This window comes from Bradyrhizobium sp. Ken64 (genome assembly GCF_055807555.1).
In genome coordinates this window covers 140,293-163,798 of record NZ_JBVVPA010000007.1, presented here as the reverse complement: position 1 = coordinate 163,798, position 23,506 = coordinate 140,293, and the positions used below count along the sequence as shown (strand labels likewise).

The 23,506-nt window shown below is 63.8% G+C and carries 19 protein-coding genes; 10 read left to right on the top strand and 9 right to left on the bottom strand.

The features are described from left to right. Positions 1-50 precede the first annotated feature (50 nt). The 6 genes from rho (at position 51) to AC0L2F_RS14870 (ending at position 7,998) form a co-directional block, all read left to right on the top strand. Positions 51-1,316, top strand: coding sequence for a transcription termination factor Rho (gene rho, locus AC0L2F_RS14895; protein ID WP_007598612.1), 1,266 nt, complete (start codon positions 51-53; stop codon positions 1,314-1,316). A 310-nt stretch (positions 1,317-1,626) separates the two neighbouring features. Then, a complete protein-coding gene (mnmE, locus tag AC0L2F_RS14890; protein ID WP_473248862.1) occupies positions 1,627-2,985 on the top strand; it encodes a tRNA uridine-5-carboxymethylaminomethyl(34) synthesis GTPase MnmE in 1,359 nt (452 codons plus the stop codon). Between the two features lie 435 nt (positions 2,986-3,420). Further along, positions 3,421-5,301 carry a tRNA uridine-5-carboxymethylaminomethyl(34) synthesis enzyme MnmG gene (mnmG, locus tag AC0L2F_RS14885; RefSeq protein ID WP_473248861.1) on the top strand — a complete coding sequence of 627 codons (1,881 nt, stop codon included), beginning with the start codon at positions 3,421-3,423 and terminating at the stop codon, positions 5,299-5,301. A gap of 7 nt (positions 5,302-5,308) precedes the next feature. Beyond that, positions 5,309-6,082: a 16S rRNA (guanine(527)-N(7))-methyltransferase RsmG gene (gene rsmG, locus AC0L2F_RS14880; protein WP_473248860.1), complete on the top strand. Its 774-nt coding sequence runs from the start codon at positions 5,309-5,311 to the stop codon at positions 6,080-6,082. 29 nt (positions 6,083-6,111) lie between these two features. Beyond that, entirely contained in the window at positions 6,112-6,966 is an 855-nt protein-coding gene (locus tag AC0L2F_RS14875; protein ID WP_007598621.1) for a ParA family protein, read from the top strand. A 147-nt stretch (positions 6,967-7,113) separates the two neighbouring features. After that, a complete protein-coding gene (locus AC0L2F_RS14870; RefSeq protein ID WP_473248859.1) occupies positions 7,114-7,998 on the top strand; it encodes a ParB/RepB/Spo0J family partition protein in 885 nt (294 codons plus the stop codon). Between the two features lie 150 nt (positions 7,999-8,148). On the opposite strand, the gene holA is transcribed toward AC0L2F_RS14870, so the two are convergent. Genes holA through leuS form a run of 3 tightly spaced genes read right to left on the bottom strand, consistent with a single transcriptional unit; the run spans position 8,149 to position 12,387 of the window. Beyond that, entirely contained in the window at positions 8,149-9,177 is a 1,029-nt protein-coding gene (holA, locus tag AC0L2F_RS14865; RefSeq protein ID WP_473248858.1) for a DNA polymerase III subunit delta, read from the bottom strand. Between the two features lie 47 nt (positions 9,178-9,224). Continuing rightward, positions 9,225-9,776 (bottom strand): LPS assembly lipoprotein LptE, encoded by a 552-nt coding sequence (gene lptE, locus AC0L2F_RS14860; protein WP_007604081.1) that lies wholly within the window; start codon positions 9,774-9,776, stop codon positions 9,225-9,227. Further along, positions 9,763-12,387 (bottom strand): leucine--tRNA ligase, encoded by a 2,625-nt coding sequence (gene leuS, locus AC0L2F_RS14855; RefSeq protein WP_473248857.1) that lies wholly within the window; start codon positions 12,385-12,387, stop codon positions 9,763-9,765. The genes lptE and leuS overlap by 14 nt, the downstream gene beginning before the upstream one ends. 192 nt (positions 12,388-12,579) lie before the next feature. Between leuS and AC0L2F_RS14850 the strand changes: the two genes are divergently transcribed. Next, positions 12,580-13,626: a GGDEF domain-containing protein gene (locus tag AC0L2F_RS14850; protein ID WP_473248856.1), complete on the top strand. Its 1,047-nt coding sequence runs from the start codon at positions 12,580-12,582 to the stop codon at positions 13,624-13,626. A 3-nt stretch (positions 13,627-13,629) separates the two neighbouring features. On the opposite strand, the gene AC0L2F_RS14845 is transcribed toward AC0L2F_RS14850, so the two are convergent. Beyond that, on the bottom strand, positions 13,630-15,327 hold the full coding sequence (locus AC0L2F_RS14845; RefSeq protein WP_007604084.1) for a diguanylate cyclase domain-containing protein: 1,698 nt from the start codon (positions 15,325-15,327) through the stop codon (positions 13,630-13,632). A 108-nt stretch (positions 15,328-15,435) separates the two neighbouring features. Between AC0L2F_RS14845 and AC0L2F_RS14840 the strand changes: the two genes are divergently transcribed. Further along, complete coding sequence (locus AC0L2F_RS14840; RefSeq protein ID WP_007604086.1) at positions 15,436-16,125, top strand: YggS family pyridoxal phosphate-dependent enzyme; 690 nt, start codon at positions 15,436-15,438, stop codon at positions 16,123-16,125. A 174-nt stretch (positions 16,126-16,299) separates the two neighbouring features. Here AC0L2F_RS14840 and AC0L2F_RS14835 read toward each other — a convergent pair whose 3' ends face one another. Together AC0L2F_RS14835 and AC0L2F_RS14830 are read right to left on the bottom strand one after the other, a co-directional pair. Next, positions 16,300-17,073, bottom strand: a complete 774-nt coding sequence (locus tag AC0L2F_RS14835; protein ID WP_473248855.1) for a 2-keto-4-pentenoate hydratase — start codon at positions 17,071-17,073, stop codon at positions 16,300-16,302. A 6-nt stretch (positions 17,074-17,079) separates the two neighbouring features. Further along, positions 17,080-17,649 carry a L,D-transpeptidase family protein gene (locus tag AC0L2F_RS14830; RefSeq protein WP_473248854.1) on the bottom strand — a complete coding sequence of 190 codons (570 nt, stop codon included), beginning with the start codon at positions 17,647-17,649 and terminating at the stop codon, positions 17,080-17,082. 202 nt (positions 17,650-17,851) lie between these two features. Between AC0L2F_RS14830 and AC0L2F_RS14825 the strand changes: the two genes are divergently transcribed. Both AC0L2F_RS14825 and AC0L2F_RS14820 read left to right on the top strand, forming a co-directional pair. After that, positions 17,852-18,538 carry a response regulator transcription factor gene (locus AC0L2F_RS14825; protein WP_007598630.1) on the top strand — a complete coding sequence of 229 codons (687 nt, stop codon included), beginning with the start codon at positions 17,852-17,854 and terminating at the stop codon, positions 18,536-18,538. Between the two features lie 58 nt (positions 18,539-18,596). Further along, on the top strand, positions 18,597-19,040 hold the full coding sequence (locus AC0L2F_RS14820) for a cyclic nucleotide-binding domain-containing protein (RefSeq protein WP_007598631.1): 444 nt from the start codon (positions 18,597-18,599) through the stop codon (positions 19,038-19,040). 102 nt (positions 19,041-19,142) lie between these two features. On the opposite strand, the gene xth is transcribed toward AC0L2F_RS14820, so the two are convergent. The 3 genes from xth to AC0L2F_RS14805 form a co-directional block, all read right to left on the bottom strand. Next, positions 19,143-19,958, bottom strand: coding sequence for an exodeoxyribonuclease III (gene xth / locus AC0L2F_RS14815; RefSeq protein WP_473248853.1), 816 nt, complete (start codon positions 19,956-19,958; stop codon positions 19,143-19,145). 153 nt (positions 19,959-20,111) lie between these two features. After that, the gene (locus AC0L2F_RS14810) at positions 20,112-20,867 is read right to left on the bottom strand and encodes an outer membrane lipoprotein carrier protein LolA (protein ID WP_035974572.1); all 756 of its coding nucleotides are present in this window, start codon (positions 20,865-20,867) and stop codon (positions 20,112-20,114) included. A 152-nt stretch (positions 20,868-21,019) separates the two neighbouring features. Next, positions 21,020-23,500, bottom strand: coding sequence for a DNA translocase FtsK (locus AC0L2F_RS14805; protein WP_473248852.1), 2,481 nt, complete (start codon positions 23,498-23,500; stop codon positions 21,020-21,022). Between the last annotated feature and the right edge of the window lie 6 nt (positions 23,501-23,506).

The window sequence follows — 23,506 nt, the reverse complement described above, 5'->3', positions numbered from 1 at the left end:
TCAGAGCCTCCTCGCACCCCCCTCCCAGGTTACCCCACAGGACCACCCCAATGCGGGAAATCAAACTTCAGGACCTCAAGTCGAAGACGCCGGCCGAGCTCGTCTCGTTCGCGGAAGAGAACGGGGTCGAGAATGCCAGCACCATGCGCAAGCAGGAGCTGCTGTTCGCCATCCTCAAGCAGCTTGCGCTCGCCGAGACCGACATCGTCGGCGAAGGCGTCGTCGAGGTTCTCTCCGATGGCTTCGGCTTCCTCCGCTCGCCCGATGCGAATTACCTGCCGGGCCCGGACGATATCTACGTTTCGCCCTCGCAGATCCGCCGTTTTGGCCTGCGCACCGGCGACACCATCGAAGGCCACATCCGCAGCCCGAAGGAGGGCGAGCGCTATTTCGCACTGCTGAAGGTCAACACGCTCAATTTCGAGGACCCGGAAAAGGCCAAGCACAAGGTCAATTTCGACAACCTCACGCCGCTGTTTCCGAATCAGCGCTTCCGCATGGAAATCGACGATCCGACGCGGAAAGACCTGTCTGCAAGGGTGATCGACATCGTCGCGCCGATCGGCAAGGGCCAGCGCGCTCTGATCGTCGCGCCGCCTCGCACGGGCAAAACCGTGCTGATGCAGAACATCGCGCACTCGATCGCGCATAATCATCCCGAGTGCTATCTGATCGTGCTCCTGATCGACGAACGTCCGGAAGAAGTCACGGACATGCAGCGCTCGGTGAAGGGCGAGGTGGTCTCCTCGACCTTCGACGAGCCGGCGGTGCGCCACGTCCAGGTCGCCGAAATGGTGATCGAGAAGGCCAAGCGGCTGGTCGAGCATGGCCGCGACGTCGTGATCCTGCTCGACTCCATCACGCGCCTCGGCCGCGCCTACAACACCGTGGTTCCGTCATCGGGCAAGGTGCTGACCGGCGGTGTCGATGCCAACGCGCTGCAGCGGCCGAAGCGGTTCTTCGGCGCCGCCCGCAACATCGAAGAGGGCGGCTCGCTGACGATCATCGCGACGGCGCTGGTCGATACCGGCAGCCGCATGGACGAAGTCATCTTCGAAGAGTTCAAGGGCACCGGTAACTCCGAGCTGATCCTCGATCGCAAGGTTTCGGACAAGCGGACCTTCCCGGCAATCGACATTTCGCGCTCCGGCACCCGCAAGGAAGAGCTGATCACCGATCCGGTAGTCCTGAAGAAAATGTACGTGCTCCGCCGCATCCTGAATCCGATGGGAACGATGGATGGAATCGACTTCCTGCTCGACAAACTGCGCTCGACCAAGAGCAATTCCGAGTTCTTCGACTCGATGAACACCTGATTGCAGTGCAGCATGATCAAAGGGCGCCTTCGGGCGCCCATTTCTTTGCGCGGCTTTGCTGCCGCGCAGCTGCAGCATGGCGCGGCGTTTGTCGTCTGGAGTAGGGGCCGTATAAGCCTTTGATATTATTTATGAATATATGGGCCGAGGGACGCCGCTCATTCCGTTGGAAGTGCTTTTTGCAGCAGACGCTCGCGAGTTTATTGCATCGCACTATAGGTTTTGCTGCGGGAATCGGTGCAGCATAATCGCGCGATTTGTCAGCCGAAACGAATGTTTGCCTTTTCCCTTTCAGCCGGACAAATAGGCCATGCATCCGCGAGACCAGACCATCTTTGCGCTGTCGTCCGGCCGTCCGCCGAGCGCGCTCGCGGTGGTGCGCGTCTCCGGGCCAGGCGCCAGCCTGGTGCTGACGACGCTGGCAGGCAAGCTGCCGGCGCCGAGGCAGGCCAGTCGCCGACTCCTTCATGACGGCGCGGGCCAGCCGATCGACGATTCGGTGGTGCTGTGGTTTCCGGGGCCCGCCAGCGCGACCGGCGAGGACGTCGCCGAATTTCATGTCCATGGCGGCCGCGCGGTGCTGGCCGCACTCTTCGCCGCAATTTCCATAATTCCGAATATGCGCGCCGCCGAGCCCGGCGAATTCACGCGGCGCGCCTTCGAGAACGGCAAGCTCGACCTGACCGAGGCGGAGGGCCTCGACGATCTCATTCACGCCGACACCGACCGCCAGCGCCGCCAGGCGTTGCGGCAGTTGCAGGGTCTCCTCGGCGATCGCGCGCGCGACTGGCGCGAGCGCATCATCGAGGCTTCGGCCTTGATCGAGGCCGGCATCGATTTCTCCGATGAGGGCGATGTGCCCGCCGAGTTGATGGCGCCTGCGGTCAAGGCGATCAGTGCGCTGCATAACGAAATAGCAGAAGTCCTTGCGGCACAGGGACAGGCTGAACGCTTGCGCGACGGCCTGATAGTAGCGATCGCGGGCGAGCCGAATGTCGGCAAATCGACGCTGATCAACCAGCTCGCGCGCCGCGACGTCGCAATCGTCTCGCCGCATGCCGGCACGACACGCGATGTGATTGAGGTGCAGCTCGATCTCGACGGCTATCCCGTCACGGTGATCGACACCGCCGGCATTCGCGAGACCGACGATCCAGTCGAGCAGGAGGGTGTACGCAGGGCGCGAGCCCGAGCCGAAGATGCCGACCTCGTGTTGTGGCTGGTGGAGGCGGGGCGCGCTGTCGATCCGGCCGCGATACCGTCGCTGGTCAAGTCCGGCAACGCAGGCAGTCGTTCCGGCGGCTCGGTCTGGATCGTGCGCAACAAGATCGATCTCGGCGGGGTCGGGGACGTGGGGCCCCGGGGTGAGTTCGGAATCGCAGCGAGCCGGGGCGACGGCATTCCCGAACTGGTCGATGCGCTCGTGAAATTCGCCGCCGAGTTTTTCGGAACGACCGAGGGGGCGTTGGTGACCCGGGCCCGGCAGCGGGATCTGCTGCGCCGGGCATCGGACAGCTTGCGTCGGAGTCTGGAGCTTGTAGAACACGGCGAGGAGCTTGCCGCCGAGGAGCTGCGGGCTGCCGCCTATGCCTTGGGCCGGCTGCTGGGTCGGGTGGATGTCGAGGACGTCCTAGGGGCCATTTTCCAGAAATTCTGTGTTGGAAAGTAGCGCTAGTTCTTCATTGTAGAACTAGCCTTTGTTCCACTTCTTTCGTTTCACGTGAAACAAGGCGGGCGCGGTTCCTAGATGTTTCACGTGAAACGTCTCCATCACCCAATTTCTCCGGCCTGAAACGTAGCAGCTAAGGAGCGGGTGAGCGGAGAGATCCGGATCAATCCTCTCGCGCTGATAGGGGTATGCCGCTGCCATCGCTTCGGAGACCGGCCTGTATCTGGGCATTACGACCCCCGGTCGATGCCCTTATCCTTCGAGAGCCCCGTTTTCTCTCACTGAAAACCGTAATCTTTCCATGGGCCATTCTACTGTGCATGGGGTTGTTTTCGCGGAAAATACTTGGGCTTCGCCTTGCCCCGTTTCACGTGAAACAACCGCCCCCTCCAGTTTCCACTTCCGGCTTCCCCGCCTCTGAGTTAGAAGTCCGCCATGCGAACAGAGCGAGAGAGCTTCGACGTCATCGTGATTGGCGGCGGCCACGCCGGCTGTGAGGCCGCGGCCGCGGCCGCTCGGGTGGGTGCAGCGACCGCTCTGGTGACGCACCGATTCTCCACGGTCGGCGCGATGTCCTGCAATCCCGCCATTGGCGGTCTGGGCAAGGGCCATCTGGTTCGCGAGGTTGACGCGCTCGATGGTCTGATGGGCCGGGTCGGCGACGCCGGCGGCATCCAGTTCCGCGTCCTCAATCGTCGTAAGGGCCCGGCGGTGCGCGGTCCGCGCGCCCAGGCCGACCGGAAGCTCTATGCTGCCGCGATGCAGGCGGCGATCCGGGAGACCGACGGTCTTTCCGTCGTCGAAGGCGAAGCCGACGAGCTGATCGTGGTCGAGGGACGGGTGATCGGCCTGCGGCTGGCAGATGGCCGCGAACTTCGGGCAGGGGCTGTCGTCGTCACCACCGGCACCTTCCTCCGCGGTCTGATCCATCTTGGAGAGAAGAACTGGCCGGCCGGCAGGGTCGGCGAGGCGCCGGCAATGGGCCTTTCGACCTCTTTCGAGCGTGCCGGCTTCACTCTTGGACGGCTCAAGACAGGGACTCCGCCGCGTCTGGACGGCACGACGATCGACTGGTCGGCGGTCGAAATGCAGCCGGGGGACGAGCCTCCGGAGCCGTTTTCGGTGATGACCGAGCGGATCACGACGCCGCAGATCCAGTGCGGGATCACCCGGACCACGCCTGCGACCCACGACGTGATCAGGGCCAATGTCCATCGCTCTCCGATGTACTCCGGCCAGATCAAGAGCTCCGGACCGCGCTATTGCCCCTCCATCGAGGACAAAATCGTTCGCTTCGGCGATCGCGACGGTCACCAGATCTTTCTGGAGCCGGAAGGGCTCGACGACAGCACTGTCTATCCCAACGGCATCTCGACCTCGCTGCCGGAGGACGTTCAGCTCGCCATCCTCGCAACCATTCCCGGCCTGGAGCGAGTGAAGATGGTCCGGCCGGGCTATGCCATCGAATACGACCACGTCGATCCCCGTGAGCTCGATCCGACCCTCCAGACCAAGCGTCTGCGCGGCTTGTTTCTGGCCGGGCAGATCAACGGCACCACCGGATACGAGGAAGCTGCCGGCCAAGGCATCGTGGCAGGGCTGAACGCGGCATTGGCTGCGAGCGGCGCCGCGCTGACGGTGTTCGACCGGGCGGATGGCTATCTCGGCGTGATGATCGACGACCTCGTCACCCGTGGCATCAGCGAGCCCTATCGGATGTTCACCTCCAGGGCCGAGTACCGGCTGACATTGCGGGCAGACAATGCCGATCAGCGTTTGACCGAGAAGGGCATCGCCCTGGGATGCGTTGGCAGCGCCCGCACCCAGCATCATCGCGCCAAGATGGTCGCCCTGAATGCGGCTCGATCGCTGTCGAAGTCGCTCACGATCACCCCGAACGAGGCCATCAAGCAGGGTCTCACCCTGAACCGGGACGGCCAGCGGCGGTCGGCCTTCGAGCTGATGGCCTATCCCGACATCGGCTGGAGCCAGGTCCGTGCGATCTGGCCGGAGCTCGCTGCCATTGATCCCGTCATCGCCACCCATCTCGAGATCGACGCGAAGTACGATGTCTATCTGGAGCGCCAGAGCGCCGACGTTGAGGCCTTCAGGCGGGACGAGGGGATGGCGTTGTCGGACGTCGATTACCAGCAGGTCCCCGGTCTCTCCAATGAGGTCCGGGCCAAGCTGGAGAAGGCACGTCCGTTCACCGTCGGCCAGGCCGGTCGAATCGACGGCATGACGCCGGCCGCGCTGGGTATCCTTGCGGCCTATCTCCGCCGCGAAGCGCGGAAGACTTCCAAAGCAATCGCATAGGTTTCACGTGAAACAGCGCGGGCCGGACGGCGGCAGATCGTCATCAGCAAAACCTTCGGCGGGGGAGGGTGCCGGTGTTCGCTCCGAACCGGCGCCGACCAGACCGAAGATCGACAAGGCCAGTGCCAACGATCGATCTTTGGATGCCATCATTGCAGCCGACAAGTTTGCGGCGCTCAAGCTCGCACCTGTTTCACATGAAACCGAAGCCCGGCTCGATCGCTACATCGCACTGCTGCGGGAGTGGCAGGCCAAGACCAATCTCGTCGCGCCCTCGACGTTGCCGCATCTCTGGACCCGGCACATCGCCGATTCGCTTCAGCTCGTCGCACTCGCCCCATCGGCCATACGCTGGGCTGATCTCGGCAGTGGCGGCGGCTTCCCTGGCGTAGTCCTGGCCTGCGCCATGGCGGGGACGGCCGGGGCCAGCGTCCACCTGGTCGAACGAATCGCCAAGAAAGCGGCCTTCCTGCGCGAAGCCATCCGCATAACTACATCCCCGGGAGTCGTACATCTCGCTGAGATCGGGGATAATGTGGATAGAATCACCGGCCCGGTCGATTGCGTCACCGCGCGTGCGCTGGCTCCGCTACATCAACTCATCGGCTTTGCGGAGCCGCTGATGCGCCAAGGTGCAAAGGCGTTATTTCTAAAGGGTCAAGATGTAGAGTCTGAATTGACCGAAGCTACTAAATATTGGAATATTCAGCCGCAGCTCCACCAAAGCCGGACAGGCGACGGTTGGATCGTTGAGCTGGCTTCCGTCGAACGGCGCGGGTGAGGCGTCAGGGGCCAAGTGGGGAATTTGCGATGAGCGTGATTGACGAACCGCAGCAAGAACAGACCGCTGCCGTCCCGCAGGGCCATCCGCGCATCCTAGCGCTGGCGAATCAGAAGGGCGGCGTGGGAAAAACAACCACGGCGATCAATCTCGGCACGGCGCTCGCTGCGATCGGCGAACGCGTCCTGATCGTCGATCTCGATCCGCAGGGCAACGCCTCGACTGGACTCGGCATCGATCGCCGCAACCGCTCCTGCTCGACCTATGACGTTCTGGTGGGCGAGGCGAGCCTGCGGGAAGCGGTGGTGTCGACGGCGGTGCCGCGGCTGCATATCGCGCCCTCGACCATGGATCTCTCCGGCCTCGAACTCGAACTCGGCACCACGCCCGGTCGTGCGTACAAGTTGCGTGACGCGATCAGCGCGCTCAACAACAACGTCTCGCCCGACGCCGATTACACTTACGTGCTGATCGACTGTCCGCCCTCGCTCAATCTGATCACCGTGAACGCGATGGCGGCTTCCGACGCGATCCTGGTGCCGCTGCAGTGCGAGTTCTTCGCGCTCGAAGGTCTGTCGCAATTGCTGCAAACGGTGGAGCAGGTGCGCTCGACGCTCAATCCGAACCTGTCGATCCACGGCATCGTGCTGACCATGTTCGACTCGCGCAACAATCTCTCGAACCAGGTCGTTGCCGACGTTCGGCAGTTCATGGGCGAGAAGGTCTACAAGACCATGATCCCGCGCAACGTGCGCATCTCGGAGGCGCCGTCCTACGGCAAGCCGGTGCTGGTCTACGATCTCAAATGCGTCGGCAGCGAAGCTTATCTGCGGCTCGCCACCGAAGTGATCCAGCGCGAACGCGAGCTGCGGACGACGCATTGAAGTTGCCGTAGGGTGGGTTAGCCGAAGGCGTAACCCACCACGTCTGGCGCCTCGAACGAAACGATGGTGGGTTACGCTTCGCTAACCCACCCTACAATTCGAAATTCAGTTCTGGAGTGCTGCACGTTGAATCCAAGGGAGCTGGCGATGGCCGACGAAGCGCGTTCGCGATTGGGCCGGGGTCTTGCGAGTCTGATCGGTGACGTCGGCGGCGAGGCTCAGCATGTCGATCGTCCGCGCGCGCAACGCAAGGTGCCGATCGAGTTCATCAAGCCCAATCCGCGCAACCCGCGCCGGACCTTTTCGGAAAGCGAGCTCAGGGAGCTCAGCGATTCCATCAGGCAGCACGGCGTGATTCAGCCGATCGTGGTGCGACCGGTGAAGGGCGCGCAGGACCGCTTCGAGATCATCGCCGGCGAGCGGCGCTGGCGCGCGTCGCAAATGGCCGGCCTGCACGAAGTGCCGATCGTCCCCGTCGACATCAGCGACAGCGATGCGCTGGAGTTCGCGATCGTCGAGAACGTGCAGCGCGAAGACCTCAACCCCATGGAAGAGGCGCTCGGGTATCACGCGCTCGCCAACGAGTTCAAACGCAGCCAGGACGACATCGCCAAAGTCGTCGGCAAGAGCCGCAGCCACATCGCCAATATGATGCGGCTGACCAAGCTTCCCGCCGAGGTGCAAGCGTTGATCACGAGCGGCGAGCTGACCGCCGGTCACGCCCGCGCGCTGATCGGCGTGCCTGATCCGGTCGCGGCTGCCAAGCGCATCGTGGAAGAAGGCCTCAACGTCCGCCAGACCGAGGCGCTGGCGCATGAAGAGGGCGTGCCGGAGCGCAAGCCGCAGAAGGCGCGCACGGGAGCGAAGGAAAAGGACCCTGACACGGTCGACCTGGAGAAGCGCGTCAGCGACGCGCTCGGGCTCAAGGTCACGGTGAGCCACCGCGATCCCGGCGGCTCGGTCCAGATCAACTACCGCAACCTCGATCAGCTCGACGAGGTCATGAAGCGGCTGGCGAAGGGCGCGATCTAGACGCACCCTCGATGTCGTCCTGGCGAAGGCCAGGACCCATACCGCGTGATGTCTCGATTGGAGCTGGTCGCAATACCGGACTACGAATCTTCCCCAAACCTCTCCTTGGGGTAATGGGTCCTGGCTTTCGCCAGGACGACATTGGGAGACTCAGCCCCGCCGCTTCGCGTTCGCGGCGATCGCCATCAGTGTGCGCTGGGCGATAGCCGCGGCGAGGGTGGATTGCTTGCGGGTGTCGAGCGCGGCGGTCGCGAGCTGCTCGATGATGGCGGCGAGCCGCGCCACGCTGAAATTGCGCAGTGCGGTTTCGACAGCGGGCTTCCGCGAAAAATGCAGGCGCGGATAGCCGCTGTCGAGCACGGCGGAAGCGGGCGTGCCGTCGGCGATTGCGAGCGCCGATTTGTGCAGCCACGCCGCCTGACGCTGCGCCGCAGAGATGATCACGCCGGGGTAGGTGCCGGCGATCATGGCTTTGGCAAACTCGTTTTCGACGATCTCGGGCCGGCCGGCGAAGGCGCCATCGACGATCGGATCGAGTTTCAGCTCCGAGGCATCGGCGACGACAGCCATCACGTCATCCAGCGTGATCTCGCCCTTGCCATGGGCATAGAGCGTGAGCTTGCGCAGCTCGTTGCGGGACGCCTGCCGGTCCCCGCCGAGGAACGACATCAGCGCGGCGCGGGCATCCTGCGCGATGCGCAAATTGGCGATGCGGAGCTCGTCTTCCATCAGCTTGGCGAGGTCGCGCTCGGTATCGGGATAGCAAGCGATCGCGACGGCCGTCTTGGCGCGTTCGCAGGCCTTGCGCAGTGGCGATTCCGGGCGCAGCTCGCCGGCCTCGATCACGATGCGGCAATCCTTCACGCCCATCTCCGCCAGCGTGTCGATAGCGCTGGCAAAGCTGCGCGAGCCGGCGCGCACGCGGATGGCGCGGCGGCCACCGAACAGCGGCACCGTCATGGCCTCGTCGACGAGGCGCGACGGCTCGGCGGAGAGCTCGTCGCCATCGACCTTGACCAGCGAGAAGGGATCGTTGGGATCGTCGACGCCGGAGGCGATCAGCGCATCCGCGCGTTCGCGGACTAGGCCGGCGTCGGGACCGTAGAGCAGGATGATCGGACGGCCCGCATCGGGGCGGGCGAGAAAGGCGTCGATCTCTTTTCCGCGCAGCGCGACCATGGTGCCTGGGATTCGTCAGTCCGGGCGAACCGGGGTGACGGGATGAATTAAGTGCCCGCGGTGAAGAACGAGGCGAGGCGAGTCGTGATGTTCTCGGCGATCTCGTTGGCGGCACGATCCTCGGCATCACGTATCGCGCGATTGCGGCTGAAACGTTGATAGGAGCCGGGCATGTCGTAGGACACGCGGGAGAACGTGGTGCCGGTCATCACCGACTTGCCGCTGACGACCTCGATCAGATTGTACTGGGCGTCGAGACCGTAGTTTTCGCTGCTCGGCAGGCCGGTGTTGGGATCAACGATCAGCGACGTCTTGCTGCTTGAGAAGCGGATCTCCAGGCGGTGCGTCGGCGGCATGCCGGTGGCGGTGCCATAGAGCTTGAACGCCAGCGCGTTGCGGACCTCGACGCCGACGCGGGCCTCGCGCGAGGCATTGGCCTTGGCGATCGGGGGCAGATCGACCCCCATCAGCTTCTCGCGCAGGCCGGGGGTGCCGTCGGTGTGCTCGGCATACATCGGATGGAAGCAGCCGGCCGTCATGGCCGCCAGTGCGGCGACCGCCAGCAAGCGGGCTGCGATGCGGATCCTAGCCGACAACATTCACGATCCTCTTGGGGACGATAATCACCTTGCGGACGGGCTTGCCGTCCAGGGTCAATTTTACCGCATCGAGGGCCAAAACGGCAGCCTCGATTTCCGGATTCTCGGCCGCTGTTGCAACTGTGACCTCGCCCCGCTTCTTGCCGTTGACCTGGACCACCAGGGTCACACTGTCTTCAACCAGCAAATCGCGTTCGATTTGGGGCCAATTGGCCTCGGAAACCAGCCCGCTCTGGCCCAGAACCTGCCAACACTCCTCGGCCAAATGCGGCATCATCGGGGAGAACAGCTGGACCAGGATCTGACTGGCCTCCCGGATCGCCCAGGCCAAATCTGGAGCCGGCTGGCCGGGACGCTGCAAGATCTCCGCAAACGCATTGGTGAATTCGCGGATATGGGCGAGGCAGACGTTGAAGTGCAGCCGCTCGATCCCGGTGGTGACCTTGTCCAGCGCGCCATGGGCTGCCTTGCGCAAGGCGGTGGCGTCCGGGCCGAAGCTGGCGGGCCGGGCCGCCGGCGCGGCCTTGCCGGCTTCGACAGAGTCGTTCACCAGCCGCCACAGCCGCTGCACGAAGCGCGAGGCGCCCTGGACGCGCTCATCGCTCCAGATCACGTCGCGCTCGGGCGGGGAGTCCGACAGCATGAACCAGCGGGCGACGTCGGCGCCATAGGTCTCGATGATGTCGTCGGGGTCGACCGTGTTCTTCTTCGACTTCGACATCTTCTCGATCGGGCCGATCTGGATGTCTTCGCCTGACGTCAGCAGCGTGGCGCGGCGGCCGTTGGCGCCGGTCTCGACCTTCACCTCGACCGGCTGGACATAGGTGCCGTCGGCCTTCTGGTAGGTCTCGTGCACCACCATGCCCTGCGTGAACATGCCGGCGAACGGCTCGTCCAGTGCGATGTGCCCGGTCGCCTTCATGGCGCGCGTGAAGAAGCGGCTGTAGAGCAGATGCAGGATCGCGTGCTCGACGCCGCCGATATACTGGTCGACCGGCAGCATCCGGTTGGCGACCTCTGGCGTCGTTGGCGCGTTCTCGTTCCAGGGATCGGTGAAACGCGCGAAGTACCAGGACGAATCCACGAAGGTGTCCATGGTGTCGGTTTCACGCTGAGCCTTGCCGCCGCATTGCGGACAGGTCACGTGCTTCCAGGTCGGGTGATGATCGAGCGCGTTGCCCGGCTTGTCGAAGGTCGCATCGTCCGGCAGCTTCACCGGCAGGTCGGCGTCAGGCACCGGCACGACATCGCATTTCGGGCAATGGATGACGGGGATCGGACAGCCCCAATAGCGCTGGCGCGAAATGCCCCAGTCGCGCAGGCGGAAGTTGACCTGGCGCTCGCCGACCGGCGCGTTGCCGCGCAGCTCGGTCTCGAGACGCTTCGCCACCTCGTCCTTGGCCTGATCGATGGTCATGCCGTCGAGGAAACGCGAATTGATCATGCGGCCGTCACCGTCATAGGCGGTATCGGTGATGACAAAGGTCTTGGGGTCCTGGCCCTCGGGGCACACCACCGGCGTATTGCCGAGAGCGTACTTATTGACGAAATCGAGGTCGCGCTGGTCGTGTGCGGGACAGCCGAAAATGGCGCCGGTGCCGTATTCCATCAGCACGAAATTGGCGACATAGACCGGCAGCTTCCAGCTCGGATCGAACGGGTGAACCGCGCGGATGCCGGTATCGAATCCCTGCTTCTCGGCGGTGTCGATGATCTCCTGCGCCGTGCCCATCCGCTTGATCTCGCCGATGAACTCGGCGAGCGCAGGGTTTTTGGCGGCGGCGGCCTGCGCCAGCGGATGATCGGCCGAGATCGCCATGAACTTCGCGCCGAACAACGTGTCCGGGCGCGTCGTGAAAATCTTCAGCTCGCTCTCACCGGCCGGTGTTGTCGCCGTATCGAGCGCGAAGCGGATCAGCAGCCCCTCGGACCGGCCGATCCAGTTGCGCTGCATCAGCCGCACCTTGTCGGGCCAGCGATCCAGCGTATCCAGTGCCGACAGCAGCTCCTGCGAGTACTTCGTGATCTTGAAGACCCACTGGTTCATTTCCCGTTGTTCGACAACGGCACCCGAACGCCAGCCTTTCCCGTCGATCACCTGCTCGTTGGCGAGCACGGTCATGTCGACGGGGTCCCAGTTCACTTTGCGCTTCTCGCGCTCGGCGAGGCCTTCGCGCAGGAAGTCCAGAAACATCTTCTGCTGGTGCTTGTAATAGGACGGATCGCAGGTCGCGATCTCACGGCTCCAGTCCAGCGACAGCCCGATCGAACGGAGCTGCTTCTTCATCGCGGCGATGTTGTCGTAGGTCCAGGCCTTCGGTGCGACCTTGCGCTCGATCGCTGCGTTCTCGGCCGGCAGGCCGAAAGCGTCCCAGCCCATCGGGTGCAGTACGTTGAAACCCTTGGCGCGCATGAAGCGGGCCAGTACGTCGCCAAGCGTGTAATTGCGGACATGGCCGATATGGATGCGCCCCGACGGGTAGGGGAACATCTCAAGCACATAATATTTCGGCCGCGGATCGTCGTTCTTGGAGACGAAGATCGCCTGTTGGTCCCAGGCGGCTTGCCAGCGCGGTTCGGCGTCGCGGGCGTTATAGCGTTCGGAGGTCATGGAATCGTTGGGTTTTCGTGGATATGGGCCAGCTAAAGACGGCGGACTAGGCCATAGAAGTCCTCAAGGGGTCAATGGGTTGCCGCAATTGGGAACCTTCGGCGCTGCACCGCATAACTACTGAGGCCGCGTTGGGGCGTGATTAAGGGGTCGATGCGAGTTTGCGACTGACCAGAACTCTCAAGATTTGTGATGGACGCCAGCTTCGACGATCCCGATTACGACTATGCCGCGTCCGTTGCCGAACGGGCGATGCGGAGCATGGCCGAACAGCGGATCCCTGCCACGCCGGCCAATTTCGCCGTCTGGTTCCAGTATTTCGCAGGAAGCCATGACGATCTGCGCAACGCCATCGACCTCCTGATCGATCATAACCGTCCCTTCGACGTCAGGACCAATCAGGATCTGTTCGAAACCTATGTCGCGCCCAAGGGGGGCGCTATCGTCTCGGAGACATCGGAGCGGCTGCATGCCCTCATGGGTGCGGCGAAGGATTTTCTGGCAACCGCGATCGCAGACAACCACTCCCAGATGCAGGCGATCAACGAGGTTGCCGACCAGGGCGAGGCCGGTGTCGACCCCAAAGCGTTGGTCGCCCAGCTCATGAACGAGTTGGGCCGCGCCGCCGCCCGCGCGACGCGGCTCGAGGCAGGCTTTGCGGAAAAGACCCGCGAGCTCGACGTGATCCGCGCCTCCCTCTCCAAATCCGAGGAGCGTGCCCGGACCGATACCCTCACAGGCCTCGCCAACCGCCGGGCGCTCGACGAATTCCTGCGCAAGGCGCAGACAACTGCGGAGTGGGGCGAGCCGCTCAGCGTGCTGATGCTCGACATCGACCATTTCAAAACCTTCAACGACAGTTTCGGCCATGGCGTCGGCGACCAGGTGCTGCGCCTGATGGCCAAGGTGCTGCGCGAAAAGGTCCGCGAGCAGGACCTGTCGGCCCGCTATGGCGGCGAGGAGTTGATCGCGGTGTTGCCGGATGCCGATCTGGCCGCCTGCGCCGAGGTCGCCGAGCGCATCAGGCACGCGATCGCGGAATGCACCATCACGCGTCGCTCGACCGGCGAGATCCTGCCCCATATCAGCGTGTCGATCGGTGTTGCGCAGTACCGGACCGGCGAAGCGATCACCGATCTCATCGAGCGCTGCGATCGCGCGCTCTATCTCGCCAAGAACAGCGGCCGCAATCGCGTGGTCACCGAGAGCGAGCTCGATGGCGCCGGGGCTGCGGGTTAGCCCTCAACCCGCCATCATCATTTCCGCCGCGCCGTTGTCGATCACCGTGATGCCGTGCTCGACGACGTTGTTGCGGCCGCGGTGCTTGGCGGCGTAGAGCGCGGCGTCGGCGGCTTCGATCAAATCGCCCGGACGCAAGCTCTCGTTGGGCTTTGTCGCGGCAACACCGATCGAGACGGTGACGATCATGTGGTCGGAGGTGATGTGCGGCAGGCACAGCTTTAGCACGGCCGCGCGCGCCTGTTCGCCGATCTCGACGGCGCGCGCCACGTCGGTGTTCGGCAGCAAGAGGCAGAATTCCTCGCCGCCGTAGCGGGCCGCGAAGCCCATCGTGTCGGCGGCGATGCCGGACAGCGATTCGCCGAGCCTGGTCAGGCAGGAATCGCCTTCGAGATGGCCATAGGTGTCGTTGAACAGCTTGAAATGGTCGACGTCGATCATCAGAAGCGCGAGATCGCTGCCATATTGCTGCGCGCGCATCCATTCGAAGTCGAGGCGGCTCTGGAAGCCGCGGCGGTTGGCAAGCCCTGACAACATGTCGATCGAGGCCATTACCGTGAGGCGGTCATTGCTCGCCATCAGCTCGCGTTCGCGCTGGCTGAGCTGCGCGGCCATCGCGTTGAACGCGCGGGCCAGCGGCACGAACTCGGCCGGCAGGCGATTGCGCGCGGCGCGTGCCGAGAGGTCGCCCTCGCCCAGACGCTTGGCCATGTCGGCGAGCATTCTGATCGGCTTGATCACCAGTTTCTCGGCTGCGATCAGCGCGCCGAGCAACACGAATACGACGACGAAAGCGAGCTGGAGATAGGCGGTGCGGATGTCGCGGCTCACGGCCGCGGACACCTTGTCCTCGTCGATGCTGGCGATCAGGCGGGCATTGGTCCCGGCGATGCGGATAAAGCTGACCGCGCGGCGGGAGCCGTCCGCGGCGAGGAAAGAGAGTGAGCCTTCGTCCTGGTCAGACCTCAGCGCCTTGTCGGCGATCGCGGACATCAGCGGCAGATTGTCGAGCGGACGGCCGATCGCGCTGTGCTGGTCGGCCGGTGCCGCCAGCACGGTACCGGCGCTGTCGACCAGCACGGCCGTGATGCCGGCGCGACCACCCAGATTGCTCATGACCTTCGACATCCAGTCGAGGTTGACGGTGGCGAGCACGACTGCATCAGCTGCGCCGCTGAAGGCGGATACCGGGTAAACCGCCATGACGGTCGGTGTCGGCACCGGGCGCGACATGATGAAGTCGCTCAGCACGAAGCGGCCGGTTTCCTGCGCCTGCTGGAAGTACGGCCGGTCACTGAGGTCGAGGCCGACATACATGTTGTTGGTGGCGCACTGGATGCGTCCGTCCTGGCCGGCAATTAGAAGCGTACGGATCCAGGGGAGATTCGACGGCAGGCTCGCGCGCAGCACGTCACAGCTCTTGCTGATGCCGCCGGCGGAGGCGCGGATGAAAGCTTCCGATTTCAGGATGGTCTCGACCGACGAGATCACCTCGCGCTGCGCATCGGCGCTGTGTCGTGCGACGGTGGTGAATTCCGCCGTGGCCTGCGCGATCTGCCGCGTGCGCGTGTCTTCGAGCGAACGGATGCGCTCGAACATCAAAGGCGTCACCAGAATCACAGCGAGCAACGCAAGCCGCGCCCGGATTCCGAGAACCTGCTTGAGTTTCGCTCGTTTGCGGTTGAAACTGACGTTTGACATCTTCGCTGCCCACCCCACGGCTAAGGTAAAGCGAAGGGTTCAAAAACTCTTTCTTGAACTCGGTAAAATTAGAACTACCTCCGCAACAATCAGCTCCGATGCGACATCATGACTGAAGCCAACGCCGCACCGCTAACCGGCCATTCACCAAACGCGCTCGCCGCGGTCGAAGCCGAAATCGCGCGCGCCTGCAAGGATGCGCGGCGCGAACGTGGCTCCGTGACGCTGATCGCGGTCTCGAAAACTTTCGCCGCGGATGCAATTACCCCGGTCATCGACGCCGGACAGCGCGTATTCGGGGAGAATCGCGTGCAGGAGGCCAAAGGCAAGTGGCCTGCGTTAACTTCTGTTTACCCCGATATCGCGCTGCACCTGATCGGGCCGCTGCAATCCAACAAGGCGAAAGAGGCGGTCGCGCTGTTCGATGCCATCCATTCGGTCGACCGCCCGAGCATTTGCCAGGCGTTAGCCAAGGAAATCGAATCCCAGAACAAGCACCCGGAATTGTTCGTCCAGATCAATATCGGTGAGGAGCCGCAAAAGGCCGGCATCGCCCCCGGCGAGGCCGATGCATTCATCGCGAGCTGCCGCGACACCTACGGGCTGACGATCTCGGGCTTGATGTGCATCCCGCCGGTGGATGAGCCGCCGGCGGCGCATTTCGCGCTCACCGCCAAGATCGCCGCGCGCAATGGATTGAAGAAGCTCTCGATGGGCATGAGCGCGGATTATGCGACCGCGATCATGCTCGGCGCCACCCATGTGCGCGTGGGAAGTGCGATCTTCGGGCACCGGTGATCATAGGCGAATTTGTTTTTGGTCGTCCTGGCCTAGTGCGCAATGCGCACCGGAGCCAGGACCCATTATCCCGATAGTCTGTTTGTCGAAGACCGCGGCAACGACCGTTCTGCCCTTTGCGTAGATCACGCGGTATGGGTCCTGGCTTTCGCCAGGACGACGACGGGGATGAGCCTAGTCAAACCCCACCGACACCGTCCCCAGCACGCCGAAATCCGCCACGAAATGATTACCCGCCAGGATCGGCAGCGGCGGATGGCACGTGCCCGTGGTCACCACCTCTCCTGCCCGCAAGGCAATGCCGAGGCCACGCAGCTCGTTGGCCAGCCAGACCATGGCAATTCGGGGATCGCCGAGCACATTCTTGCCGTGGCCGAGATAGCGCTGGCCGCGCAACGTGATCTGCGGCCGCTCCTCGACGAGATCCATGGCACGCCAGTTCGCATTCGTCGCTGCGCCCAGCACGAACAGATGCGCACAGGCGTTGTCGGCGATCAGCTGCGCCTCGCCGGCGCTGGCAAAATCGGCAAAGCGCGAATCGGGAATCTCGATCGCGGGATGCAAGCTATCCACCGCGGAGAGCACCTCCTCGACAGTATACGGAGCCGTGCGCGGCGGCAGATCGCGTCCCATGCGGAAAGCGAACTCGGGTTCGCCGACGCGCATCGCGTTGCCCTTCATCGAGGCGGTGCCGCCATCGGCGATCACGGTGTCGCTCATGATCCGACCGGCCAGCGGTCCCGCGACATTGATGTGCTTCTGTCCGGACTCGCTCGTCGCCGCGATCTTCCAGCCGAACAATGTCCCGCTGAGTGCTGCCTGCACGGCGTAACCCTCGGCGCGGCTCTGTGGCCGCAACCGAGGCTCCAGCGCATCAAGCTTGGTGCCGTCGCGCCAATGTTTGAGCAGGACCTGCGAAGCGGTGGCGATCTGACCCCTGTCGAGCATGTGCCCTCACCCGATGATGATTCTTGTTTTTGGTCCAAGCCGCCGCAGCAATTGTCGCATCGCCGCTTTGCTCATCGAGACGCAGCCTGCGGTCGGGCCGAAATTGTCGCGGGCCAGATGCAAAAACACCGCGCTGCCGCGGCCGGCGATCCGCGGCCTCGTATTGTGGTCGATTTCGATGATGAAGTCATAGAGATGGTCGGCCCGCTTGAGCCGGTCACCGCCCTGCCCTTCGCCGAGGCGGATTCCCTGATTGTAGTGACGGTCCTTGGGATCCTCGCACCAGGCGTCCTCGCCCGTGATGATCCGGGCCGGCAGGAAGGTCTGCGGGCGGCTGTGCCGGTCGCCCCGCCACCACAATCGCCTGGGACGGAAGCTGCCCCTCGGGGTGCCGCCATCGCCCTCGCGCTTGTTCGCCAGAATGCCGCCGCGCCCAAGCGCCACGGGAATCGCCAGCGCTCCCGCCGTCAGCCAGCCCCGGCGCGGATTCCCGGCGGCAGGCTTAACGCGGATCGCCGACAGCGGCCCGGCGCTTCGGTTCGAGGTGTAACTAGCTGAAGCAGCTTTATTTTTCATGTGAACGTGCGATGTCGAATTCATTACAGGACATTCATCAAAACGGCCTGCTATTCTGGGTTAGAGTGGTTCTGGCTTGTGAATCGGTAACAGCCCACTACTTCAAGACGAACAATAATAATAACGGCGACCCCTAAACTTCCCTCTCGGCTGGGTGCAGCATGGATGCGCGCCGTGCCGGACCCCAAAAGGATGACCCCCTATGGCCAATGCCCGCAAGATCCTGATCGTGGATGACGATACCGATCTGCGCGATACGTTGGTGGAGCAATTGTCGCTGCACGAAGAATTTGAAGCCTCCGCGGTCGATACCGGCGCCAAGGGCGCGAGCGCCGCGAAGGCCAATGCCCCCGATCTCGTCCTGATGGATGTTGGCCTGCCCGACACCGACGGCCGCGAAGTGGTCCGTTCCTTACGCAAGGGCGGGTTCAAGGCTCCGATCATCATGCTCACCGGGCATGACACCGATTCCGACACGATTTTGGGGCTGGAATCCGGCGCCAACGACTATGTCGCAAAACCCTTCCGCTTCGCCGTGCTGCTGGCGCGCATCCGCGCCCAGCTCAGGCAGCACGAAGCCAGCGAGGACGCGGTGTTCTCGGTCGGCCCCTACTCTTTCCGGCCCGGCTCCAAGATGCTGACCGCCGCCAACGCGCGCAAGGTCCGGCTGACGGAGAAGGAAACCGCGATCCTCCGCTTCCTCTACCGGGCCGGCCAGATGCCGGTCTCGCGCGAGACCCTGCTCCAGGAGGTCTGGGGCTACAATTCCGGCGTCACCACCCACACGCTGGAAACCCATATCTACCGGCTTCGCCAGAAGATCGAGAAGGACGCCGCCAACCCGGAAATCCTGGTCACGGAAGCCGGTGGCTACAAGCTGGTGCCGTGATACGCTTCAGGGGCGTGCGAATCGTTTTAGATTGCGTGCCCTTGAGCCCCGGATCTGAATGTCAATCGACGACGATGTAGCGCTTCTCGAGCGTGTCCCGACACTGCGCCTGTTGGGAGACGCTTCGTTGCGCATGCTGGCGATCGGCTCCGAGCAGCGCGACTTTGTCCGCGGCGACGTCTTGTTCAATCTCGGCGACGATGCCGATGCCGGCTTCGTGGTCCAGCGCGGCGCCTTCCGGGTCGACGACGGCGCCGGCGCGGAGATGATCGCAAGTCCCGGTGCGCTGATCGGCGAGCTCGCGCTGATCGTGCCGATGAAGCGGCCGTCGAGCGCGATCGCGATCGAGCACGCCTCCGTCATCCGCGTCGCGCGCAGCCTGTTTCAGCGCGTGCTCGAAAGCGACCCCGCCGCGGCCGTCCGCCTTCGCGACGAATTCGCGGTGCGCTCCAGCCAGATCGCCAGCGATATATTGATGGCCGGTGCGAAGTTGACGAGTTGAGTGCCGTAGCTTCGTAGCCCGAATGGAGCGAAGCGTAATCCGGGATTCGTGCCTCCGGAAAAACTGCCCCGGATTTCGCTGCGCTCCATCCGGGCTACAAGATCACACCTCCAGCGTCACCGTAACCGGCACATGGTCCGACGGGCGCTCCCAGCTCCGCGCGTCGCGCAAAATCTTGAAATCACTGACCGCATCTTTCAGCGCGTGCGAGACCCAGATGTGGTCGAGCCTGCGGCCGCGGTCGCCGACGGTCCAATCGGCGGAGCGGTAGCTCCACCACGTGTAGACCTTTTCCGACATCGGAATGCGCTCGCGCGCGACGTCGACCCACTCGCCGGCGGCGAGCGCGGCCTGCAGCTTCTCGGTTTCGACGGGCGTGTGCGAGACCACTTTCAGAAGCTGCTTGTGCGACCAGACGTCGTTCTCATGCGGGGCGACGTTGAGATCGCCGACCAGAATGTGGCGATCCTCGCCGCGCGGATGCAACGGCTCGCACGCCTTCATCTCGTCGAGGAAGCGGAGCTTGTGATCGAATTTCTCGTTCAGCGCGGGATCGGGAATGTCGCCGCCGGCCGGCACGTAGAAATTATGCACCACCAGCGGTTTTGCGATCCCAGCCTTCTCACCGAACGATACCGAGATGTGGCGTGAATCCACCTTGTCGCAGAAGGTGCGGATGTCCTTTGACTCGAACGGTATCTTCGAGACGATGGCGACGCCGTGATAACCCTTCTGGCCGTTCAACGCGACATGCTCGTAGCCGAGCCGCTTGAAGCGCTTCAGCGGAAAAGCGTCGTCGATGCACTTGGTTTCCTGGAGACACAGCACGTCCGGTCGCGCGCTCTTGAGAAATTTTGCGACCAGATCGATGCGCAGCCGCACCGAATTGATGTTCCAGGTTGTCAGGGAAAAACGCATGAGGGATGCGTCTTAGCATGGATTGGCGTGGGGAAAATGCTTGTCCACAGGGGCGGAATCGTAGGGTGGGTTAGTGCAGCGTAACCCACCATGCTTCCACATTTGCGGACCGAGATGGTGGGTTACGCCTTCGGCTAACCCACCCTACGGCACCTAGCCCGGCGACGGGCCGTAATTGGTGAAATCGATCTTGAACATGCCGGGATCGAGCTTCTTGCTCGTGTCCAGATTATAGACCGCGATCGTGGTGTCGTAGCCTTGCGGGTCGGTGACGGTCCATTGCTTCAACTGGCCGTCCTTGGCGCCGAACATCAGCATCAGGCGGCTGGTGCCGACCAGCGCCTGCTTCTCCTCGATGGTGACGCTGACGAAGACGTCGTCGGCCGAGACGTTGACGACGTTGGTGTCCTTCATCAGGTCGATGCGGTCGGACAGCAGGAAGCGCAGCGGCGTCTGCGACAGCGGATAGACGTCCTGCGTCGCGAGCTTGCGGTCGCGCACCACTAGCGACGATCCGTCGGCGACGATGTCGATCGGGCTCGGCGCGTCATATTCGAAGCGCACCTTGCCCGGCTTCTGGATGTAGAAGTCGCCTTGCGTCTTGCTGCCGTCGGGGCCGACCTGGACGAAATTTCCGACCAGCGTCGACAATGACGACAAATAGGCGCTGACCTTGGCGGCCTGCGCCTTCTGGTTCGCATCGAAGGTCTGGAAGATGCTGCTCGGCACGTTGCGGCGCGGATCCGGGATCACCGGATTCGGCGGCGTCTGGGTCGCGCCGGTGACCGCGGGCCCTCCACCGGCCGGACCGCCATCGCGGCCCTTCGGTGCGGGCTTCGGCACGGGAACCGTCTGCGCGAATGACGCCGTGATCACCATCGCGGCGGTGACGAGAACCACGCCGGCCATGCGCGCGCTTCGCGCGGCGACGATGGCAACGAATCGAATGTTCGGATGTCTGATCAACGCGTCGTCCTGTGTGGCTGGGCGCCCTTTTAGCGTGATTTCGGCCAAAAGCAGATAACGTTTTTGCGTGAAATGGTCGTCAGAGTCGGCTCGCCTCACATATGGCTGTCTTCTTCCTCGACCAGGATCTCGCGCTTGCCGGCGTGGTTGGCGGGTCCGACGATCCCTTCGAGTTCCATGCGCTCCATCAAGGATGCGGCGCGGTTATAGCCGATCTGCAGGCGACGCTGGATGTAGCTGGTCGAGGCCTTGCGGTCGCGTTTGACGATCGCAACGGCCTGCGAGAACAAATCGCCGCCGCCATCCGCGCCCATGGCGGACGCGTCGAACACCGCGCCGTCCTCGTCCTCGCTGGGTTCTTCGGCTGTGACGGCTTCGAGATATTCCGGCTGTCCCTGTGTCTTGAGGTGGCGCACCACCTTCTCGACTTCCTCGTCCGACGCGAAAGGTCCGTGCACGCGGCTGATGCGACCGCCGCCGGCCATGTAGAGCATGTCGCCCTGGCCGAGCAGCTGCTCGGCGCCCATCTCGCCGAGAATCGTACGGCTGTCGATCTTGGACGTCACCTGGAAGGCGATGCGGGTCGGGAAGTTCGCCTTGATGGTGCCGGTGATGACGTCGACCGATGGACGCTGCGTCGCGAGGATCACGTGCAGGCCGGCGGCGCGCGCCATCTGCGCGAGGCGCTGCACCGCGCCTTCGATGTCCTTGCCGGCGACCATCATCAGGTCGGCCATTTCGTCGACGATGATCACGATGTAGGGCAGCGGATCGAGCGAGAGCTTCTCTTCCTCGTAGATCGCCTTGCCGGTTTCCTTGTCGAAGCCGGTGTGCACCGTGCGCGTCGGCTCTTCGCCCTTGGCCTTCAATTCGAGCAGGCGCGTGTTGTAACCGTCGATGTTGCGCACACCGAGCTTGGCCATGTTCTTGTAGCGCTCTTCCATCTCGCGCACGGCCCATTTCAGCGCGACCACTGCCTTCTTCGGGTCGGTCACGACGGGCGTGAGCAGATGGGGAATGCCGTCATAGACGGAGAGTTCGAGCATCTTCGGATCGACCATGATCAGGCGGCACTGGTCCGGGCGCAGCCGGTAGACCAGGCTGAGGATCATGGTGTTGATGGCGACCGACTTGCCGGAGCCGGTGGTACCGGCGATCAGCATGTGCGGCGTGCGTGCGAGATCGATGATGACGGGATCACCGCCGATGGTCTTGCCGAGGCAGAGCGGCAGTTTCGCAACCGAATCGACGGTCTCCTTGGCGACCAGCAGCTCGCGCAGATAAACCTTTTCGCGATGGGCGTTCGGCAGCTCGATGCCGATGGCGTTGCGGCCGGGCACGACGGCGACGCGCGCCGACAGCGCGCTCATCGAACGGGCGATGTCGTCGGACAATCCGATCACGCGCGACGATTTGATACCCGGCGCCGGCTCCAGCTCGTACAGCGTGACCACGGGACCCGGATGGGCCTTCACGATCTCGCCGCGAACGCCGAAATCCTGCAGCACGCCTTCGAGCGCGCGCGAATTGGTTTCCAGCTCGGCCTTGCTGAGCGGCTGGCGATCGCCGGCCTTCGGCGCGGCCAGCACCGACACGGACGGAAGCTCGAACTTGTCGGAGGATTTCTTGGAAGCGGCCTTCGGAGCAGCCTTCTTGCGCGGGGTGCGGGCGGCCGGCTCTTCCTCCTCTTCCTCCTCGTCTTCCTCGACCTCTTCGTGCTCGTCTTCGTAGTCCTCGTCCTGGGCCTGCGGCGAGATCGAAGGCGCGGCGCGGCCGCCACCGAGCTTCGGCTCCTGGCGGCTGAATGCAACGGCCTTGGTCTTCGGTCCGCTTGAGACCAGCGAGCGGTAGGCAGCGCCAAGCAGCCAGATCAGCCGCGCCTTCGTGCTCATCAAGGCGTGGAACAGCCAGCCCAGCGATACCGAACCGCGATCGTTGTCCTCGTCCTGGTCGAGCGGCTTGTCGTCGTCCTCGATCTCCGCGAGCTCGTCGTCATGCTCGCGTGCGCCAAGGCCGCAGGCGATCAGGAAGGTCGCCGCCATCGCCGCGAACAGGATCGTGCCGAGCACGATGCGATAGATCATGCCCGGCGGTCCGAAAATCACCGCGGGCGCGCGGACCAAGGCATCGCCGACCACGCCGCCGAGCCCGGTCGGCAGCGGCCAGGCGCCGCCATGCGGCCAGCAGCTGACGAAGCCCGCCGCGATCACCGTGCAGAGAATCCAGCAGCCGAGCCGCAGCGCCTCGCGGTCGAACGGGCGATGGGTCAGCATGCGCCAGCCCCAGACCGCGACCGTCAGGACCAGCATGATCGCGCCGAGCCCGAGGATCTGCATCGCAAGGTCGGCGCCGATCGCGCCGGCATAGCCGAGAATGTTGCGGATCGGCCGCGACGTTGCGTGGCTGAGGCTGGGATCCTGCACCGACCAGGTCATCAGCGCCGCCGAGGCGACGCCCGACAATGCGATCAGGCCGAGACCGCTGAGCTCGCGCATGCGCCGCGCCAGGCCCTCGCGGATCGAGGGCGGCAGATGGCCGACCAAGGGAATGACACGTTCGATTGTCGACATGCTCACGGGCCC

Bases quoted from the DNA above. Each gene is read 5' to 3' on its own strand.
- AC0L2F_RS14825 (WP_007598630.1), top strand. From the start codon at position 17,852: ATGGCCAATGCCCGCAAGATCCTGATCGTGGATGACGATACCGATCTG.
- leuS (WP_473248857.1), bottom strand. From the start codon at position 12,387: ATGACCTCCGAACGCTATAACGCCCGCGACGCCGAACCGCGCTGGCAA.
- holA (WP_473248858.1), bottom strand. From the start codon at position 9,177: ATGGTCGCGCTGCGCGGAAAAGAGATCGACGCCTTTCTCGCCCGCCCC.
- AC0L2F_RS14810 (WP_035974572.1), bottom strand. From the start codon at position 20,867: ATGGCCGGCGTGGTTCTCGTCACCGCCGCGATGGTGATCACGGCGTCA.
- AC0L2F_RS14830 (WP_473248854.1), bottom strand. From the start codon at position 17,649: ATGAAAAATAAAGCTGCTTCAGCTAGTTACACCTCGAACCGAAGCGCC.
- xth (WP_473248853.1), bottom strand. From the start codon at position 19,958: ATGCGTTTTTCCCTGACAACCTGGAACATCAATTCGGTGCGGCTGCGC.
- AC0L2F_RS14835 (WP_473248855.1), bottom strand. From the start codon at position 17,073: ATGCTCGACAGGGGTCAGATCGCCACCGCTTCGCAGGTCCTGCTCAAA.
- mnmG (WP_473248861.1), top strand. From the start codon at position 3,421: ATGCGAACAGAGCGAGAGAGCTTCGACGTCATCGTGATTGGCGGCGGC.
- lptE (WP_007604081.1), bottom strand. From the start codon at position 9,776: ATGTTGTCGGCTAGGATCCGCATCGCAGCCCGCTTGCTGGCGGTCGCC.
- AC0L2F_RS14875 (WP_007598621.1), top strand. From the start codon at position 6,112: ATGAGCGTGATTGACGAACCGCAGCAAGAACAGACCGCTGCCGTCCCG.
- AC0L2F_RS14870 (WP_473248859.1), top strand. From the start codon at position 7,114: ATGGCCGACGAAGCGCGTTCGCGATTGGGCCGGGGTCTTGCGAGTCTG.
- AC0L2F_RS14840 (WP_007604086.1), top strand. From the start codon at position 15,436: ATGACTGAAGCCAACGCCGCACCGCTAACCGGCCATTCACCAAACGCG.
- mnmE (WP_473248862.1), top strand. From the start codon at position 1,627: ATGCATCCGCGAGACCAGACCATCTTTGCGCTGTCGTCCGGCCGTCCG.
- AC0L2F_RS14820 (WP_007598631.1), top strand. From the start codon at position 18,597: ATGTCAATCGACGACGATGTAGCGCTTCTCGAGCGTGTCCCGACACTG.
- rho (WP_007598612.1), top strand. From the start codon at position 51: ATGCGGGAAATCAAACTTCAGGACCTCAAGTCGAAGACGCCGGCCGAG.
- AC0L2F_RS14845 (WP_007604084.1), bottom strand. From the start codon at position 15,327: ATGTCAAACGTCAGTTTCAACCGCAAACGAGCGAAACTCAAGCAGGTT.
- AC0L2F_RS14850 (WP_473248856.1), top strand. From the start codon at position 12,580: ATGGACGCCAGCTTCGACGATCCCGATTACGACTATGCCGCGTCCGTT.